14 protein-coding genes are annotated in these 15921 nt (G+C 70.5%); 7 read left to right on the top strand and 7 right to left on the bottom strand.

Annotated features, from left to right (window positions below; all coding sequences use genetic code 11):
* The 4 genes from KILIM_RS15910 to KILIM_RS15895 form a co-directional block, all read left to right on the top strand.
* Window positions 1-1753, top strand: a 1753-nt coding sequence (locus KILIM_RS15910; protein ID WP_006593748.1) for an LpqB family beta-propeller domain-containing protein, incomplete at its 5' end; no start/stop codon positions are given.
* A 198-nt stretch (window positions 1754-1951) separates the two neighbouring features.
* Window positions 1952-2782, top strand: coding sequence for a ComF family protein (locus KILIM_RS15905; RefSeq protein WP_040563624.1), 831 nt, complete (start codon window positions 1952-1954; stop codon window positions 2780-2782).
* 218 nt (window positions 2783-3000) lie between these two features.
* Window positions 3001-3684 carry a ribosome hibernation-promoting factor, HPF/YfiA family gene (hpf, locus tag KILIM_RS15900; protein WP_006593746.1) on the top strand — a complete coding sequence of 228 codons (684 nt, stop codon included), beginning with the start codon at window positions 3001-3003 and terminating at the stop codon, window positions 3682-3684.
* A gap of 89 nt (window positions 3685-3773) precedes the next feature.
* The gene (locus KILIM_RS15895) at window positions 3774-5003 is read left to right on the top strand and encodes a winged helix-turn-helix domain-containing protein (protein WP_006593745.1); all 1230 of its coding nucleotides are present in this window, start codon (window positions 3774-3776) and stop codon (window positions 5001-5003) included.
* 28 nt (window positions 5004-5031) lie between these two features.
* Here the strand turns inward: KILIM_RS15895 and KILIM_RS15890 are convergent, their stop codons facing one another.
* From KILIM_RS15890 to KILIM_RS15870, 5 genes are read right to left on the bottom strand one after another with little or no spacing between them, the layout of a single operon-like run.
* Window positions 5032-5982, bottom strand: a complete 951-nt coding sequence (locus tag KILIM_RS15890) for a nucleoside hydrolase (RefSeq protein WP_006593744.1) — start codon at window positions 5980-5982, stop codon at window positions 5032-5034.
* Between the two features lie 51 nt (window positions 5983-6033).
* Entirely contained in the window at window positions 6034-7275 is a 1242-nt protein-coding gene (locus KILIM_RS15885; RefSeq protein WP_006593743.1) for a sodium ion-translocating decarboxylase subunit beta, read from the bottom strand.
* Between the two features lie 11 nt (window positions 7276-7286).
* Window positions 7287-7712 carry an acyl-CoA carboxylase biotin carboxyl carrier protein subunit gene (locus KILIM_RS24095; RefSeq protein ID WP_006593742.1) on the bottom strand — a complete coding sequence of 142 codons (426 nt, stop codon included), beginning with the start codon at window positions 7710-7712 and terminating at the stop codon, window positions 7287-7289.
* 55 nt (window positions 7713-7767) lie between these two features.
* Complete coding sequence (locus KILIM_RS24090; protein ID WP_006593741.1) at window positions 7768-8124, bottom strand: hypothetical protein; 357 nt, start codon at window positions 8122-8124, stop codon at window positions 7768-7770.
* Between the two features lie 28 nt (window positions 8125-8152).
* Complete coding sequence (locus KILIM_RS15870; protein ID WP_006593740.1) at window positions 8153-9700, bottom strand: acyl-CoA carboxylase subunit beta; 1548 nt, start codon at window positions 9698-9700, stop codon at window positions 8153-8155.
* A 327-nt stretch (window positions 9701-10027) separates the two neighbouring features.
* Between KILIM_RS15870 and secA the strand changes: the two genes are divergently transcribed.
* Window positions 10028-12781 carry a preprotein translocase subunit SecA gene (secA, locus tag KILIM_RS15865; RefSeq protein ID WP_006593739.1) on the top strand — a complete coding sequence of 918 codons (2754 nt, stop codon included), beginning with the start codon at window positions 10028-10030 and terminating at the stop codon, window positions 12779-12781.
* 62 nt (window positions 12782-12843) lie between these two features.
* Here the strand turns inward: secA and KILIM_RS22585 are convergent, their stop codons facing one another.
* A complete protein-coding gene (locus tag KILIM_RS22585; RefSeq protein WP_006593738.1) occupies window positions 12844-13488 on the bottom strand; it encodes an Rv3235 family protein in 645 nt (214 codons plus the stop codon).
* Window positions 13489-13767: 279 nt separating this feature from the next.
* Here KILIM_RS22585 and KILIM_RS15855 point away from each other — a divergent pair, with 279 nt between their 5' ends.
* Window positions 13768-14319, top strand: a complete 552-nt coding sequence (locus KILIM_RS15855) for a hypothetical protein (RefSeq protein WP_006593737.1) — start codon at window positions 13768-13770, stop codon at window positions 14317-14319.
* A 60-nt stretch (window positions 14320-14379) separates the two neighbouring features.
* Here the strand turns inward: KILIM_RS15855 and KILIM_RS15850 are convergent, their stop codons facing one another.
* Window positions 14380-14619, bottom strand: coding sequence for a helix-turn-helix domain-containing protein (locus KILIM_RS15850; RefSeq protein WP_006593736.1), 240 nt, complete (start codon window positions 14617-14619; stop codon window positions 14380-14382).
* Window positions 14620-14820: 201 nt separating this feature from the next.
* On the opposite strand from KILIM_RS15850, the gene KILIM_RS15845 reads away from it, so the two are divergent.
* Window positions 14821-15921, top strand: a 1101-nt coding sequence (locus tag KILIM_RS15845) for a CpaE/TadZ family protein (RefSeq protein ID WP_006593735.1), incomplete at its 3' end; no start/stop codon positions are given.

Here is a 15921-nt window from a genome sequence, read left to right as displayed (position 1 = left end):
CGCCGGCGTGGCGGCCGGGGCGGTGGCGTTGGCCGCCGGCTGCGGTTTGCCCGGCCGGGGTCCCGTGCAGCAAGGACTGGACGTCGGGGCACCCAACGTGCCGCCCGTGCGCTTCGACTTCGAGGCACCCGCCCGTGGCGCCTCGCCCGAGCAGATCGTGCGGGGTTTTCTGGCGGCGAGCTGGTCGACGGACGACGACTTCCGGGCCGCTCGCGCCTACCTGACCCCGGAGGCTTCTCGCTCGTGGGACCCCCGGGTCGAGGTCGTCGTCTACCCCGACAGCTCGTCGCTGGAGGTGCACGCGCAGGACGACGGCGACCGGGTGCAGCTGCGCGCCGCGCAGGACGCCGGCCTCGACGCCTCCGGTCGATACACCAGCGCCGCGCCGGGCTCGACGCAGGAGGCGACCCTGGGGCTGGCCCAGGCCTCGGGGGAGTGGCGCATTTCGCAGGTGCCGCCCGACTTCGGGGTGTGGATCAGCCGGTTCTACTTCGACAGCGCCTTCCGCTCCTTCTCCGTGGCCTACGCCAACCTCGGCATGGACGGCTTCGTCGTCGATCGCCGCTGGTTTCGGCTCGGCGCGGGTCTGCCGACGCGGCTGGCGCGAGCCCTCGTGGAGGAGCCCCCGCCCTACCTGCAGGGAGTCGTGCGCACCGGCTTCCCCGAGGGCACCCGGCTGTCGGTCGACTCGGTGCCCGTCGAGGCCGGCCAGGCGCTCATCGACCTGTCCAACGGAATGCTCGACGTCTCCGCGGACGAACGCCGGTCAGCCTGGGCCCAGGCGCTGCTCACGATGCGTCAGGCCCCCACGGTGGACGGGGTGATCCTGCAGGTCTCTGGGCGCAACCTCGATGTGCTGATCGATGGCGACGCGGGCGCGGTCCCCACCGGTATCACCCAACTCGGCTTCACCGGCACCGAGCCGGGCCGCAGCCACGTGTTGCGGCGCAGTCCCGGGGGCGCTCTGGAGGCGATCGACCTTGCGGATGTCGCTCGCGGCCGGGAGCCGTCGCAGGCCAGCACGCCGCAGTTGCCGGCCGTGGGTCCGGAGTGGGGCGCCCTCGCCGCCCGCGACGACGGGCTCGAAGTGGCGGCGGTTGCCGCCGACGGCAGCCGGGTGCACCGCTGGCGCGGCGGGCAGGCGGCCGACGTCCCGGGCCTGAGCGGCGAGCTCACGCCTCCCGCCTACGACCGCGAGGACCGGCTCTGGGTGGGCGGCTCCACCACCGCGGGCACCAGCCGCATCTGGGCCGTCGACGCGGCCGGGGGACTGGGCGCGGCCCCACACGCGATCGCCACCCCGTGGTTGGGTGCGCAGGGGCCCGAGCAACTGATCGCCGTGCGGCCCGCCCCCGACGGGCAGCGGATCCTCGTGGTCACCCGCCGCGGCGGCCGGGTCGCCATCGGCGTCAGCGGCGTGCTGCACGACGGCCTGGGGGTGCCGGTCGGCCTGACGCAGCCGTGGCTCATCGGCGCAGATCTGGGGCAGGTCAGCTCCGCGACGTGGGTGTCGAACACCGCCATCGCGGTCATCGGCAGCCACACCGCCTCGGGGCGCTCCACGCCGATGATCGTGCAGGTCGGGGGCCCCACGACCCAGCTGGCCACGGTGCCGGACCCGCGCCGCATCACCTCCAGCGGGGGGGAGCGGGGGGTGGTCGTCGTCTCCGGCGACGGCCACGCCTACGGCCGCGTCGGCGGCGGTTGGGAGCGGCTCGGAGCAGCCGTGGACATCATCGTCCCGGGCTACTGACCCGCCGACGGCAAGTCCGACAGACCTCGCGTATCGCCGTCCACAGGCCCGCCGGCGGTCACCGGCGCATCCACAGGCGGAGCGCCGCGGGGCTGCGGCGGGCCAGCGTGCCTCCCACACTGGCGCTATGAGCGTAGGGCTGAAGCTAGGGCTGGGTTCAGGAGTGGATCGGCGCAGCGGGCGAGCGTGGCCGCGCCGGTGAGCCGCGCGCTGCGCGGAGTCTGGCGGGCCACCGTCGACCTGGTGCTGCCGCTGACCTGCGCCGGCTGCGGTGCCCCCGACCATGCGTGCTGCCCCACCTGCCGAGCGAGTTTCGGGCGGCCGCGGCTGCGCCGCCCGGCGTGGACGGCGGTGGCGGCCTTTCCCGCGGCGCAGCCGTTGCCGCCGACGTGGTCGGCGGCCGACTACTCCGGGCGGGTGCGGGACCTGCTCGTGGCCTACAAAGACGGTGACCGGCGCGATCTGCGGCCGGTGCTGGCCCGCGCGCTCGCCCCGGTGCTCGTCGCAGCAGCCGACCACGCCGCGTCGGCGCAGGCAGGCGGTACCGGCGACACCAGCGACGCCTACGAACCAGGCGACGCAGACGACACGCCGGTGCTGTTGGTGCCGATGCCGACAGCACCGGCCGCCCGCCGGCGGCGTGGGGACGCACCGCTGGAAGATCTGCTCGGCGTGTCGGCCGCGCTGCTGTACCGCGCCGGCGTGCACCTATCCGTCGAGCCCGCCTTGCGGATCACCCGCCGGATCCGGGATCAGGCACATCTCGACGCGCACGCCCGAATGGCCAATCTGCACGGCGCCTACGCGGTGACCCACCCTGGGTTGCGCGGGCGCCGCTGCGTGCTCGTCGATGACGTCGTGACGACCGGTGCCACCCTCTCCGAGGCGGTCCGGGCGCTGCGGTCGGTCGGTGCCGAGCCGCTCGCGTGCGCGGTTCTGGCGGTCACGCCGCGAACCGGCGGGAGTGTTGTGCGCAACAGCGGCCTGATCCCGGGGGTCAGAGGTGAAGGTCCTGCTGCCTTTGGGTGAACACGTCGCGTACCGTTGGTGCATGAGTCCCCAGTGTTTGCGCCGGGAGACCGGGCCCGGAGTGCACAGCGTGCGTGCCGGAGCCGGTTTGCCGTGGCAGGCCCGGGGGCTTTCTGCATTTCCGGGCGCAGACAGGAGGTGAGGCGGCAGCGATTTCCGCCCGTGGCCGGCGGTGTTTCGGCCCGGGTCAGACCAGCACCACCCGCAAGGAGGATCTCGTGGAGTTGACCGTCACCGGACGTCACGTTCAGGTATCCGAACGGTTTCGCCGGCTGTGCGCCGAAAAGCTCACCAAAGTCGAGCAATACGCCCCCCGCACCCAACGCATCGAGGTAGTTGTCAGCGAAGAGACCAGCCGCGGCGCCCCCAAGGGCAGCCAGCGGGTGGAGATCACCTGCCTCGCCAAGGGCCCTGTCATTCGGGCCGAGGCGTACGCCGAGGACAAATACACCGGCCTCGACCTGGCGCTGGCCAAGCTCGCCGAGCGAATGCGTCGCGTCAGCGACCGCCGTAAGGTCTCCCGCCGCCGCGGTGGCAACGATGTCTCCGCCGCGACCGCAGACCTGGCCGTGGCCGACCTCTCCGGTCACGCTCCGGCCCCGGTGCAGGAGGTCGATGTCGACCCGGCCGAGCACGTCGACGAGCGCCTCGGCAGCACCGGTGATTGCCCCGTGCACGTCCGTGAGAAGGTGCACCGCTCCGCGCCGATGACCCTCGATCAGGCCCTCAACAGCATGGAGCTGGTCGGGCACGACTTCTTCCTCTACCACGACAAGGAGACCGACCGACCCAGCGTCGTCTACCGTCGCCGCGGTTGGGACTACGGCGTCATCCACCTCGACGTCGTCACCGCTGAGCAGGAGTTGGCCGCCGCCGAAGCCGAAGAGGCGAAGGTCAGCTGACCACACAGAATCCTGTGCCAGAGGGCGTCCTTGCGGCGCCTGGCGGGCGAGCGGGCCGTTCGGGTGCTTCCCGGGCGGCCCGCTCGGCTGTGCTCGTTTCGCCGGCGCAGGCGCGCCGGATCGCGCTGGCCGCGCAGGGCTTCGGGGCCCGCTTCCGGCCTCGCGGCACGGTGCGCCCCCATCATCTGCGGGCCGTGGCCGACCGGCTGGGCGTGGTTCAGATCGACAGTGTCAACGCGGTCACGCGGTCGCACTACCTGCCCTTCTACTCCCGACTGGGCCCCTATGACCCCACCATGCTCGACGCCCTGCGGGACGGGCCCGGCGGCGTCGGCGGTCGACGTATCCAGCGGCACCTCGTGGAGTACTGGGCGCACGAGGCATCCCTCATCCCTATCGAGACCTGGCCGCTCTACGGCGTACGCATGCGCCGGGCGCGGGAGGAGGCCTGGGGCAACATCCAACGCATCGCCGCCGACCATCCGGGCCTCGTCGACTCCGTGCTCCAGGTGGTCACCGACGTCGGCCCGATGACCTCGCGGGAGACCGAGGCCGCCATGGCCCACGACGATCCGCGCCACCGCACACACTGGGGATGGAACTGGTCGCAGGTCAAGACGGCCCTGGAGCACCTGTTCTGGACCGGCCAGCTGACGTCCGCCGGGCGTACCGCCCAGTTCGAGCGCCGCTACTGCGCCCCCGAGGTGCTGTTGCCCGAACACGTGCTAGCCCGCGGCCCCTATGGCCGCGATCCCCTGCCCGAGTCGGAGGCGACCCAGGCCCTCGTCGAGTACGCTGCGCGCGCGTTCGGCCTAGCCAGCGAGCAATGCCTGCGCGACTATGCCCGCATCTCGCCGGAGCGGGCGCGGCCCGCCATCGAGCGCCTCGTCGAGCGCGGCGTTCTCGTGCCCGCGCAGGTGCCCACCTGGCGGCGACCGCTGTTGCTGCACGCGGAGGCGGCGACCCCGGCGCGGGTGCGTGCTCGGGCCCTGCTCAGCCCCTTCGACAGCCTCATCTGGCAACGCGACCGCACCCGGGCGCTCTTCGACTTCGACTACCGCCTCGAGATCTACGTGCCGGCGCCCAAGCGGGTGCACGGCTATTACGTGCTGCCGTTCCTCCTCGGCGACCGGCTCGTCGGACGCGTCGACGCCCGCTCCGATCGAGCTGCGGGCGTCCTGCGGGTCCATGCCCGGCACTGGGAGAGCGGGCGCGGAGACGCGAGCGACCGGGCGGAACTGGACGAGGAACTACGCTCGCTCGCCGACTTCCTGGGCCTCGTCGACGTCGAGGACGCACCCGGCCCCGTCGGTCCCTGACGCCCGTCGGCCCCTGACGCGCAAGCCCCTACTGGTCGGCGGTCAGGATGAGGTCGACCATGCGGTCCTCGAAACCGGGCTCGATCTCCAGCACCACGCGATGCCGTGCACCCGGCACCTGCGGGTGGTCGGCCCACATGCCCCGCAGGTCGGCGATCGTGCGCCCGCGTGACGGGCCGTGGCTGGTGTCGACCTCGACGTGCACGACCGGCGACAGCGTCGTCGGCACCAGGCCGGCAGCCACCGCCACTGCGAGTGCGTCGTGATTGCCGGCGCACCGGCGGCCGGTGATGCCGGTGTAGAAGTTGAAGTAGTAGTCGAGGATCCGCGCGCAGTGCTGGGCGACGGGGCCGCCGGCGGCCAGCCGCGCTCGATGCTCCTCCGTGAGGATCGAACGCATCGTGACGTCCAGGCCGACCATCGTCATCTCCCACGGGGCCTCGAAGACGAGCTGCGCCGCCTCCGGGTCGTGCCAGATGTTGGCTTCGGCCGCGGCGGTGACATTGCCGGGCGTCAGCGCGGCCCCACCCATGATCGTCACGTGGCCGACGCGCTCCGGCAGGCTCCGGTCGGCCTGCAGCGCGAGCGCGAGGTTGGTCAGGGGGCCGACCGCGACGACGTGCAGCGTGCCGGGGTGCTCGTGAGAGAGCCGGATGAGCAACTCGGCCGCGCTCTCGTCGGCAACCACCGGCACATGCGAGATATCGCCGACATTGCCCGCCCCGTCGTCACCGTGCACATGCGGGGAGAACGTCGGGGTGGTGCCGTCGAGCGGGCCCGCGGCGCCGCGGGCCACCGGCACGTCGGCTCGGCCGATCATGCTCAGCAGGTGGTGGGTGTTGCGTACCGCCTGGTCGACGTCGGTATTACCCCACGTGCAGCCCACTCCGACGAGGTCGATCTCGTCGGAGAGGGCCGCTGTGAGGATCGCCAGAGCGTCGTCGATACCGGTGTCGCAGTCGAGCAGGATCGTCGTCACGCATCGAGAGTAGGCGACGATGCCAGGCGACGGGGGCCAGCGGCGACGGGGTCACCGAAGGAGCGCGACGAAGGTACCCGCGATGATGGCGGAGGTGATGACGCCGGAGATGTTCACCCCCAGTGCGGCGGGCATGACGACGGCCTGCGGGTTGGCCTGGGTCGCCAACTTCTGCGCGACCTTGGCGGTCGTCGGCACGCAGCTGACGCCGGCGATGCCGATGATCGGGTTCACCTTCTTGCCGCTGACGAAGTACATGAAGTACCCGCCGAGGATGCCGCCGATGCCGGAGACCAGCAGCGCCAGCATGCCGAGCAGCAGCAGCCGCAGCACGTTGGGATTGAGCAGTGTGCCGGCTTCGCAGAGAACGCCCAGGGTCAGGCCGAGGAAGAACGTCGCGCCGTAGAGGAAGACCGTGCTCAGCAGATCCTGGAACTGCCGGATGCCCGCCTCCCGCACGGCCACCCCGAGGAACAGGGAGAGGAACAGCGGGGCCGCGACAGGGAACAGCAGGCACAGCAGGGTGCAGACGACGACGGCGAACGCCAGCTTCTGCCCGGAGGTGATCGGCTTCTTCTTCTCCGCCTCCATCGGGAGTCCGCGCAGGCGCTCCGGGATCATCAGCCGGATGAGGTAGGGGTAGCCGCCGTACGTCAGCCCGAGGTAGAGGTAGCCGACGACGGTGATCGGCACGAACAGCTCGGGTGCCAACACGAGCGAGGTGAACAGCACCATCGGGCCGTCGGCGCCACCGATCGTCGCGACCGAGGCCGCCTGCGGGGCGGTCATGCCCATCGCCAGCGCCAGCGGGAACACCACGAACGTTCCCGCCTCCGCGAACAGCGCGATGATCATGCTCTGGAACGGGCGCGCCATGACATAGCCGACGTCGAGCAGCACACCGATGCCCATGAACACCAGACAGGCGATGAGCCCGTTGCTGAACATCAGCGTGTAAATGGGCTGCAGCCAGTCGATCTGCAGCACGGTGACGACCTCGTCGGTCGTCTCCACCAGGGGGTTGATGAACAGCGTGCCGGGTTTGCCGCTGTCGAGGATCAGCACGCCCGCGTTGACCGCCGACATGCCCATCCCCATGGGGATCATGAGCAGCGGCTCCAGCACCTCCTTCTTGCCCAGGTAGATGAGCAGGAAGCCGAGCAGGATGAGCGTCACGCGGCCGATCGCCACGTGCGTTTCCTGCTCGAAGAGGGTGCCGATGCCCTGGAAGAGCTCGCCGAGGCTCGTCGAGCCGGGCAGCCCGGGGTCGACCAGCGGACCCAACGCGATCACGGTGACCACCCTCAGCGCAGCGTGAGGACGGTCTGCCCGGCGAGCACTTGCTCGCCGACGGCGAACTCGATCGAGGCGACCGTGCCCGAAAGGTTGGTGACCAGCGGAGTCTTCATCTTCATCGCCTCGATGTGGGCGACCGTGTCACCGGCGGAGACCTGCTGGCCGACGTCGACCAGCAGGTCGTTGAGCACGCCGCTCATGGTGCTGATGACCGCGCCGTCACCGACGTCCCCGGAGTCGCCTGGGGAGCCCGCGGAGGGGTCGCCGGCCACGACGGCCGCGGGCATCGGGGCCGGCGGCGGCGCCTCGGCCGGGCTCGCCGCAGCGGGCATGCTGCTGGGAGCCGGGTACAGGGCGTTGTCGGTGCTGGTCAGGTCCTCCACCGTGACGTCGTAGGAGCGGCCCTCGATCGTCACGCGCAAGCGCCTGAGCATGTCTATCTCCTTCGTCCGGGGTGCGGTGGTGGCTGTGGTCGGCGGGTTTGGGACGTCAGTTGTGGCGCGGGCGGGCCGCGTGGTGCGAGCTGCGGTGGGCCTGTCGGCCCTCGGCGGTCCAGCCGGTGCCCATGCCGACCGACTCGATGTGCACGATCTGAGGCGAGTCAGTGACGGCGGCGACGGCTGCCGTGATCGCCGCGAGGTGATGCGGGGGCAGCGCTCCCGCATCGGTCGCGACCGCGGTCGTCGGGGGCGACGTGGTCGCGCCCCTGGCGGCTCGGGCCGCAGCTCCGACCGCTGACCCGTGCGCCGCCTGGCGGCCCAGCAGCCCGACGATGACCTTGATGACGACGGCCACGAGCAAGGACACGACGATCGCGATGCCCCACACGAGGAAGTTCATGATCATGGCGTTGGCTCCGGTTCGCTGCGCCCGCTCACAGCGGGATGTTTCCGTGCTTCTTGGCGGGCCGGAGCTCGCGCTTGGTGAGGTTCTTGCGCAGGGTCAGCGCGAGGACGGCGCGGCTTTCGGCGGGCTCGATGATGTCGGTGACGTAGCCGCGCTCGGCCGACAAGTACGCCGAGGCGACCTCGTCGCGGTACTGCTGCACCAGACGCGCCCGCTCGGCACCCGGATCGTCGGCGGCTTCGATGTCCTTGCGGTTCAGCAGGTCGACGGCACCCTCGGCGCCCATGACGGCGATCTCGGCGTCGGGCCAACTGAACACGGCATCGGCCCCCATCTCCCGCGAGCACATCGCCAGGTACGAGCCGCCATAGGCTTTGCGCAGGATGAGGGTGACCTTGGGCACCGTGCCCGAGGCGTAGGCGAACAGCAGCTTGGCCCCGTGCCGGATGATGCCGCCGCGTTCCTGTTCGACCCCGGGCAGAAAGCCCGGCACGTCGACGAGCGTGACGATCGGGATGTTGAAGGCGTTGCAGAAGCGGATGAAGCGGGCACCCTTGTCGGCCGCGTCGATGTCGAGGGCCCCGGCCAGGTGCATCGGTTGATTCGCCACGATGCCGACGACCAGCCCCTCGATGCGGGCGAAGCCGATGATGAGGTTGCGGGCGAAGTCGGCCTGCACCTCGAGCAGGCGGCCGTTGTCGACGAGCCGCTCGATGACCGCGTGCATGTCCAGCGGCGTGAACTGTTCGTTCGGCACGAGGTCGTTCATGCCCTCGTCGCGGCCCAACGCCAGGTCGGGGGAGAGCCGGTGCGGCGGATCCTCGGTGTTGTTGGCCGGCAGATAGCTCAGTAGCTCCTTGACCAGCCGCAGGGCGTGGTGCTCGTCCTCGGCGATGAAGTGGACGTTGCCGCTGACCGAGGCGTGCATGGCGGCCGAGCCCACCTCGTCCATGCTGGTCTGGCGACCGGTGACCGACTTGATGACGGCCGGCCCGGTGATGAACATGTGGGCGTCTTTTCGGTTCATGATGACGAAGTCCATGAGCGCCGGGGAGTAGGCCGCGCCACCGGCACACGGGCCGGCGATGACGGCGATCTGCGGCGAGACTCCGGACATCAGCACGTTGTTGTAGAACACGTCGCCATACCCGGAGAGTGCGTCGACACCCTCCTGGATGCGCGCGCCGCCGGAATCCTGAAAGGCCACCATGGGCACCCCGGTGTGCATCGCGAACCGCATGAGCTCGACGATCTTGTTGGCGTGCACCTTGCCGAGGGTGCCGGCGGCCACGGTGAAGTCCTGGGCGAAGCCAGCGACGAGGCGCCCGTCGACGTACCCGGTACCGGTCACCACACCGTCGGCCGGCAGCTCCCGGTCGCCCAGCTCGGGGCTGTGATGGCGGGCGTGCATGCCGGTCTCTTGAAAGCTGCCCGGCTGGAACAGCCCGTCGAGCCGCTCGCGGGCGCTGAACACGCCCTTTCCGCGTCGTCGCGAGTGGCGTTCCTCACCGCCACCAGCGCGGGCGGCGTGCCGACGGCGACGCAGCTCCTCCAGTTCGCTCTCCGACAGTGGCATCTCTCGACCTCTCGTTCGCTGGCCGACCGATGGTCCGGGCGCCCGGCCGCACGAGAAGGTCGCTGCCGAACTCCCTGGCCAACATGGCGAATCGAGGGGTGCAGATCGTCTTCGTCGACGGTCGGCCGCGCTCAACGGCCGAGTCCACCGTATGGCTGCCGGACCCCGCTTGCCGGGACCTAGGTCGCTTCATCTGCGAGGCGGTGAACGAGGCACGCCGTCACAGCGTTTAGCCTGGAAGGGTTGCCAATTGGTACGCCCTTGCCCCGTGCCGCGTAGTGGACATCCGTCCTGCTCGCGGCTATCCGCCCGACCAGGAGTCCACCCGTGCCGAAGATCGTCGATCGCATCCTGCGCGCCGGAGAGGGTCGCGTCGTCAAGCGGCTCGAGGGTATCGCCAATCAGGTCAATGCCATCGAAGACGACTTCGCCAAGCTCACCGATGCCGAGTTGCGGGCCGAGACCGATGTGTTCAAGGCGCGGATCGCCGACGGAGAAAGCCTCGATCGGCTGTTGCCGGAGGCCTTCGCGGCCGTCCGCGAGGCGAGCAAGCGCACCATCGGAAAACGTCACTTCGACGTTCAGATCATGGGTGGCGCCGCGCTACACATGGGCAATGTCGCAGAGATGAAGACCGGTGAGGGCAAGACGCTGGTCGCCACGCTGCCGAGCTACCTCAACGCGCTCTCGGGCAAGGGCGTGCACGTCATCACCGTCAACGACTACCTGGCGCAGTACCAGTCCGAACTCATGGGCCGCGTGCACCGCATGCTGGGCCTGGAGACCGGGTGCATCCTGGCCTCGATGAATCCCGCCCAGCGCCGCGCCGAATACGCCAAGGACATCACCTACGGCACGAACAACGAATTCGGCTTCGACTACCTGCGCGACAACATGGCGTGGCAGACCGCCGAGTTGGTGCAACGCGGCCACAACTTCGCGATCGTCGACGAGGTCGACTCGATCCTCATCGACGAGGCGCGCACCCCGCTCATCATCTCGGGCCCCGCCGACCAGGCCACCAAGTGGTACGTGCAGTTCGCCAAGCTCGTGCGCCTGCTGGAGCGCGGTGACGGAGGCGACCGAATGCGCGGCATCCCCCCGCGTGGCGACTACGAGGTCGACGAAAAGAAGAAGACCGTCGGAGTGCTCGAACCGGGCATCGAGAAGGTCGAGGACTACCTCGGCATCGACAACCTCTACGAGGCCGCCAACACCCCGCTCATCGGGTACCTGAACAACGCCATCAAGGCCAAGGAGTTGTTCAAGCGGGACAAGGACTACGTCGTGCTGGACGGCGAGGTGCTCATCGTCGACGAGCACACCGGCCGCATGTTGCCGGGGCGCCGTTACAACGAGGGCATCCACCAGGCCATCGAGGCCAAAGAAGGCGTCGACATCCAGAACGAGAACCAGACGCTGGCGACGATCACCCTGCAGAACTACTTCCGGCTCTACGACAAGCTCTCGGGCATGACCGGCACCGCCCAGACCGAGGCCGCCGAGTTGCACCAGATCTACAAGGTCGGGGTCACGCAGATCCGCACCAACCGCGACATGATCCGAATGGACCAGCCCGATCTGGTCTATCGCACCGAGCAGGCCAAGTTCGATGCGGTGGTGCAGGACATCGTCGATCGGCACCACAAGGGTCAGCCCGTGCTCGTCGGCACCACCAGCGTCGAGAAGAGCGAGTACCTGTCCCAGCAGCTCAACGAGCGCAAGGTGCGACACGCCGTGCTCAACGCCAAGCAGCACGAGCGAGAGGCTGCGATCGTCGCCGAAGCCGGCCGCAAGGGCGCGGTGACCGTCGCGACGAACATGGCTGGCCGCGGCACCGACATCATGCTCGGCGGCAACCCGGAGTTCCGGGCCGTCACCTCGCTGAAGAACCGCGGCCTATCGCCGGAGGAGACTCCCCAGGAGTACGAGGACGCCTGGGAAGACGCGCTGGCGCACGCGGAGAAGGACGTGGCGACCGAGCACGAGGAGGTCACCGATCTGGGTGGACTGTACGTGTTGGGCACCGAGCGGCACGAGTCGCGGCGTATCGACAATCAGCTCCGCGGCCGATCCGGGCGCCAGGGCGACCCGGGGGAGTCCCGTTTCTACCTGTCCCTGCAGGACGACCTCATGCGGATGTTCAATGCGGGCCTGGTCGACCGGTTCATGACGTCCGCCAAGCTCGAGGACTCGGTGCCGATCGAATCCAAGCTCGTCTCCCGGTCGATCCAGAGCGCGCAGACCCAGGTCGAGGGCCGCAACTTCGAGATCCGCAAGAACGTGCTCAAGTACGACGACGTCATGAACACCCAGCGCAAGGTGATCTACGAACAGCGGCGACGGGTGCTGCAGGGCGAAGATCTGCACGACCAGGTGCGGCACTTCATCACCGATGTCGTCACCTCCTACGTGCGCTCGGCCACCGCCGTCGGATTCGCCGAGGACTGGGACCTGGAGCAGCTGTGGACCGCGCTCGGAGCCCTCTACCCGGTGTCCATCGAGATCGCGGAGCTCGACGAGGCCGCCGGCGGTCGCCAGGGCATCAACGCCGAGATGCTCATCGAGGAGCTCGTCTCCGACGCCCAGCACGCCCTCGACCGACGCGAGGCCCAGCTCGGGCGGCGGGTCATGCGTGAGGTCGAGCGCCGCGTCGTTCTCTCGGTGCTGGACCGCAAATGGCGGGAGCACCTGTACGAGATGGACTACCTGCAGGAGGGCATCGGTCTGCGGGCCATGGCACAGCGCGACCCGGTCGTGGAGTTCAGCCGCGAGGGCTTCGGCATGTTCCAGGCGATGATGGAGGGCATCAAGGAGGAGTCGGTCTCCTACGTCTTCACCATCGACGTGCAGATCGACGAGAGCCAGCTGCCGCCGGAGGACGACGAGACCGGAGCGCCGATCGACGGCCTGGACTCCGCAGGGCTCACCGACAGCAAGCCCGCGCACTTGCACTACTCCGCGCCCGGTGAGAGCGGTGGCGTCGAGGAACACGACGAGGACGCCGACGAGCGCGCCCTGGCCGGCATGAGCCGGCGTGACCGTCGCGCCGCCAAGAAGGCGGCCAAGCGCAGCCGCTGAGCCTGCGACTCCCCGGCGACCCGCCGCCCGGCCATCGACTCGATCTGTGGCCGGGTTGCGGATCAGCCGATGATGAGCTCGGTGACCAGCCAGCGGCCGTCGACCCCGATCAGGCGCATGGCCACGGCACGCACCCGTGCGCCGTCGTCCACCACGACGCTGGCGTCGGCGATGCCGTCGCCGGGCTCGCTGATGAGGACGCGCCGCACCCGCGCCGGCCGCACCGGCAAGGCCGAGCCGCGCGTGCGTCCCACTCGCCGCCGGTTCAACGACTCGTTGACCGCGGGCGTGACGAAGCGTGCGAGCTGACGCGGCGAGCGAACCCCGGAGATGACGTGCATGGCGCCCAACGCCAGCTGGCCCGCCCACACGGTCGGGTCGGGAAGGTCGTGCGTCGCGGTCGGTCGCGGCGCGAAGGCGTCCCGCGACTCCCCGCGCCGGCGCGTTGGCCGCCGTGCCTGCGCGCCCGTCGGCACCAACTCCAGGTGCGGTTGCACGCAGACCTGCAGCGTCGGTGGTGACTCGATCGGACCGGCGCCGGCCAACGGCCCGGCCAACGGCTCCGGATCGCGGTCGGGCACCGGCTGAATGTGCACTGGGCGCAAGGCGCGGACCGGCCCTGGCGCCGGCACAGACGCCTGAGCGCTGCCCTCTGTCGCCTCGCCGTCCGTCGCCTCGACCAGGGCGAAGGTAGGTAGTGCGGTCACGATCGACCCCCCACATCTGCGGCCCTCACGCGCTGCTGTTGGTGCTGATGGCGCGGGCGCGCACGACCGGAGAGGGCAGACCGGGTGGCGAACCGACTCCGTCATTGTGCCATCTGATGCAGTTTGATGCAGTTTGCTGCGACTAGATGTGGATAACTGCCTTGAAGGTTCGATTGGCGCTGTGCCCTCCAGCGCCGGCGGGGGCCCACAGCGACGGCAGCCCGGTAGCGTGGCGGCCCTGGGGAAGGCCTGCTAGGGGTGGGGCAAAGGGGGTCGGGAGTGCGTTGGGATCGACTCTTCGATGACTTGCAGGCCGGTGCCGAGCAGGAGGCCGGCGCCGCGCGCGACGTCGAGGTCGCCGAACGGATCCGGGCCGAGCGGGCCCGCGTCGACCTGCCGTCCCGGTTGCGGGCGCACCGCGGGTCGTTGCGATTGCTGCTGCGTCACGCCCGCTTGCTCATCGGTGAGGTGAGCGAGGTCGGTGCCGACTGGCTGCAACTGGAGGGCGATCCGCGGGGAGCCAACCTTGTTCCACTGGCCGCGGTCGTCGAGATCGACGGGCTCGGCTGGGCGCAGGCGCAGCCCGGGCCGGTGCTGGGTCGACTGACCCTCGGCTATCCGCTGCGGCGCCTGGCCCGCGACCGCGAGGTCGTCGAGGTGCTGGATGCGCTGGGGCGCACCCTGACCGGGACTGTCGATGCGGTCGGTGCGGACGCCTTCGAGTTGGCACTGCATCCGCGCCACGTCCCCCGGCGTCGCGGCAATCTCGCTGGCCGCCCGACGATCCCGTTCGCCGCGCTCGTCTGCCTGACCGCTGTCGGCCCCGAATAGGCGACCGCGCCGAGCCTGCACGAGCACCCTGGGCCGAGTGCCGGAGTCCTGGCGCGAGCCTCAGACCGAGTCGGGCTCCGCCTCGACGCCGGCGTACGGATTCGAGGTGACGAACTCGCGGGTCTCGGAGTATTTGCGCTGGATGAAGGACTCCAACTCGCTGGCCTCCACCCGCCACTGGCCGCGCCCACCGATGCGGATCGCCGGCAGGTCTCCCGAGCGCACTAGCGCGTACGCCTGCGAACTGGAGATGTTGAGTACCTCACAGACGTCGGCGAGCTGCAGAAACCGTTGCGGCACCGTACCTCTCCTCGCTCAAGCAGGTCGTCGGCCCGTCTGTCGGCGAGGCCGGCGCACACGCAGTTGGTCTGGTCTCTCGTGCTCGGGCCGCCCGACTGCCGGTGTGGGTCACCTAGCCTGACGGCCCCGGGACTGCCCTGGGGCACGATGTCGAATTCTAGTGCGGTGTGGCCTCCGGACGAGACGAGGTGCGGCGAGACTGTGGATAACTTGCGGGTGCTCGTCGTCGGCGTGGGTGCGCAGATGCTGGCCATGCTGCGGGCTCACCCGCGGGTAGCGGCCGCGCGGGAGTGTCTCGACATCGTCGACGTGCGGGCGCTGTCGCTGGGTTTGGGGGCCGACGCGGCCGTGTTCGGCTGCCTGGACCTCGACGGTTTGGACCGCAGCACCGTCCGCGAGCTGATCGGCGCGGGCGTCGAGCCCATCGGGCTCGTGTCATCCGACGCCGCCGAGGTGGTCGATGAGGTGGTCGCCACCCAGACGTCTCCCGATGCCGCGCAGCGAGCGGCGGATCGATGGCGCCGGCTCGGGGTGCGCTACGTGCTCAGAGCCGAGCCCCGCACCGGCCTGGCCGCCGAACTCGACCGGGTGCTGCGAGCGGTGGGCGGAGAGGAGCCAGCGGACCTGCCGGCGCCCCGCCCGCCGGACCGGGCCGGACCGCCGGTCGGTTGGCGGGAGGTTCCGGCCTCGATCCTGGATGCCCTCGTCGGTCGCGACCTGGCCGCGCTCCGCCGCGAGTCGCTGTGGCCCGCCCTGGCCGAGGCCGCGCGGGGCCCGGACCGACCCGGGACGGCGGGCAGCGGCACGGTGTTGGCCGTCTGGGGTCCGGCCGGCGCGCCCGGTCGCAGCGTCGTTGCGGCGGTCATCGCGCGACGTCTGTCGGCGTGGGGAGCGACCGTCCTGCTCGTGGACGCCGACACCTACGGTGGCGCGCAGGCCGTGCTGCACGGTCAGCTCGACGAGGCTCCGGGGCTGATCCGCGCGGTGCGCCTGGCCGACCGCGGGCGTCTGGACGACGCGGCGCTCGCGGACTGTGCCGTCGCCATCCCCGGCGGTCCGGCGCTGCTCACGGGGCTGACCGACGCCGCCGGCTGGCCACGGCTGCGGCCCGCGGGTCTGGAGGTCGTCATCGAGGTCGCCCGGCGCCGCGCACACGTCACGGTGGTCGACTGTGGGTTCTGCCTCGAGGAGGACGAGGAGCTCTCCTACGACACTGCCGCGCCCGCCCGCAACGGAGCGACCCTGGCGGCGCTGCGCAGCGCGGACCACGTGCTGGCCCTGGGCGTCGCCGAGCCGGTCGCC

Origin of the sequence: Kineosphaera limosa NBRC 100340, from assembly GCF_000298215.1 — a bacterium.
Classification (GTDB): domain Bacteria; phylum Actinomycetota; class Actinomycetes; order Actinomycetales; family Dermatophilaceae; genus Kineosphaera; species Kineosphaera limosa.
This window is presented reverse-complemented; position numbering and strand designations above follow the sequence as displayed.

Excerpts from the sequence above, each read along its gene's own strand:
- KILIM_RS15870 (WP_006593740.1), bottom strand. The coding sequence starts at position 9,700 with ATGCCACTGTCGGAGAGCGAACTGGAGGAGCTGCGTCGCCGTCGGCAC.
- KILIM_RS24090 (WP_006593741.1), bottom strand. The coding sequence starts at position 8,124 with ATGATCATGAACTTCCTCGTGTGGGGCATCGCGATCGTCGTGTCCTTG.
- KILIM_RS24095 (WP_006593742.1), bottom strand. The coding sequence starts at position 7,712 with ATGCTCAGGCGCTTGCGCGTGACGATCGAGGGCCGCTCCTACGACGTC.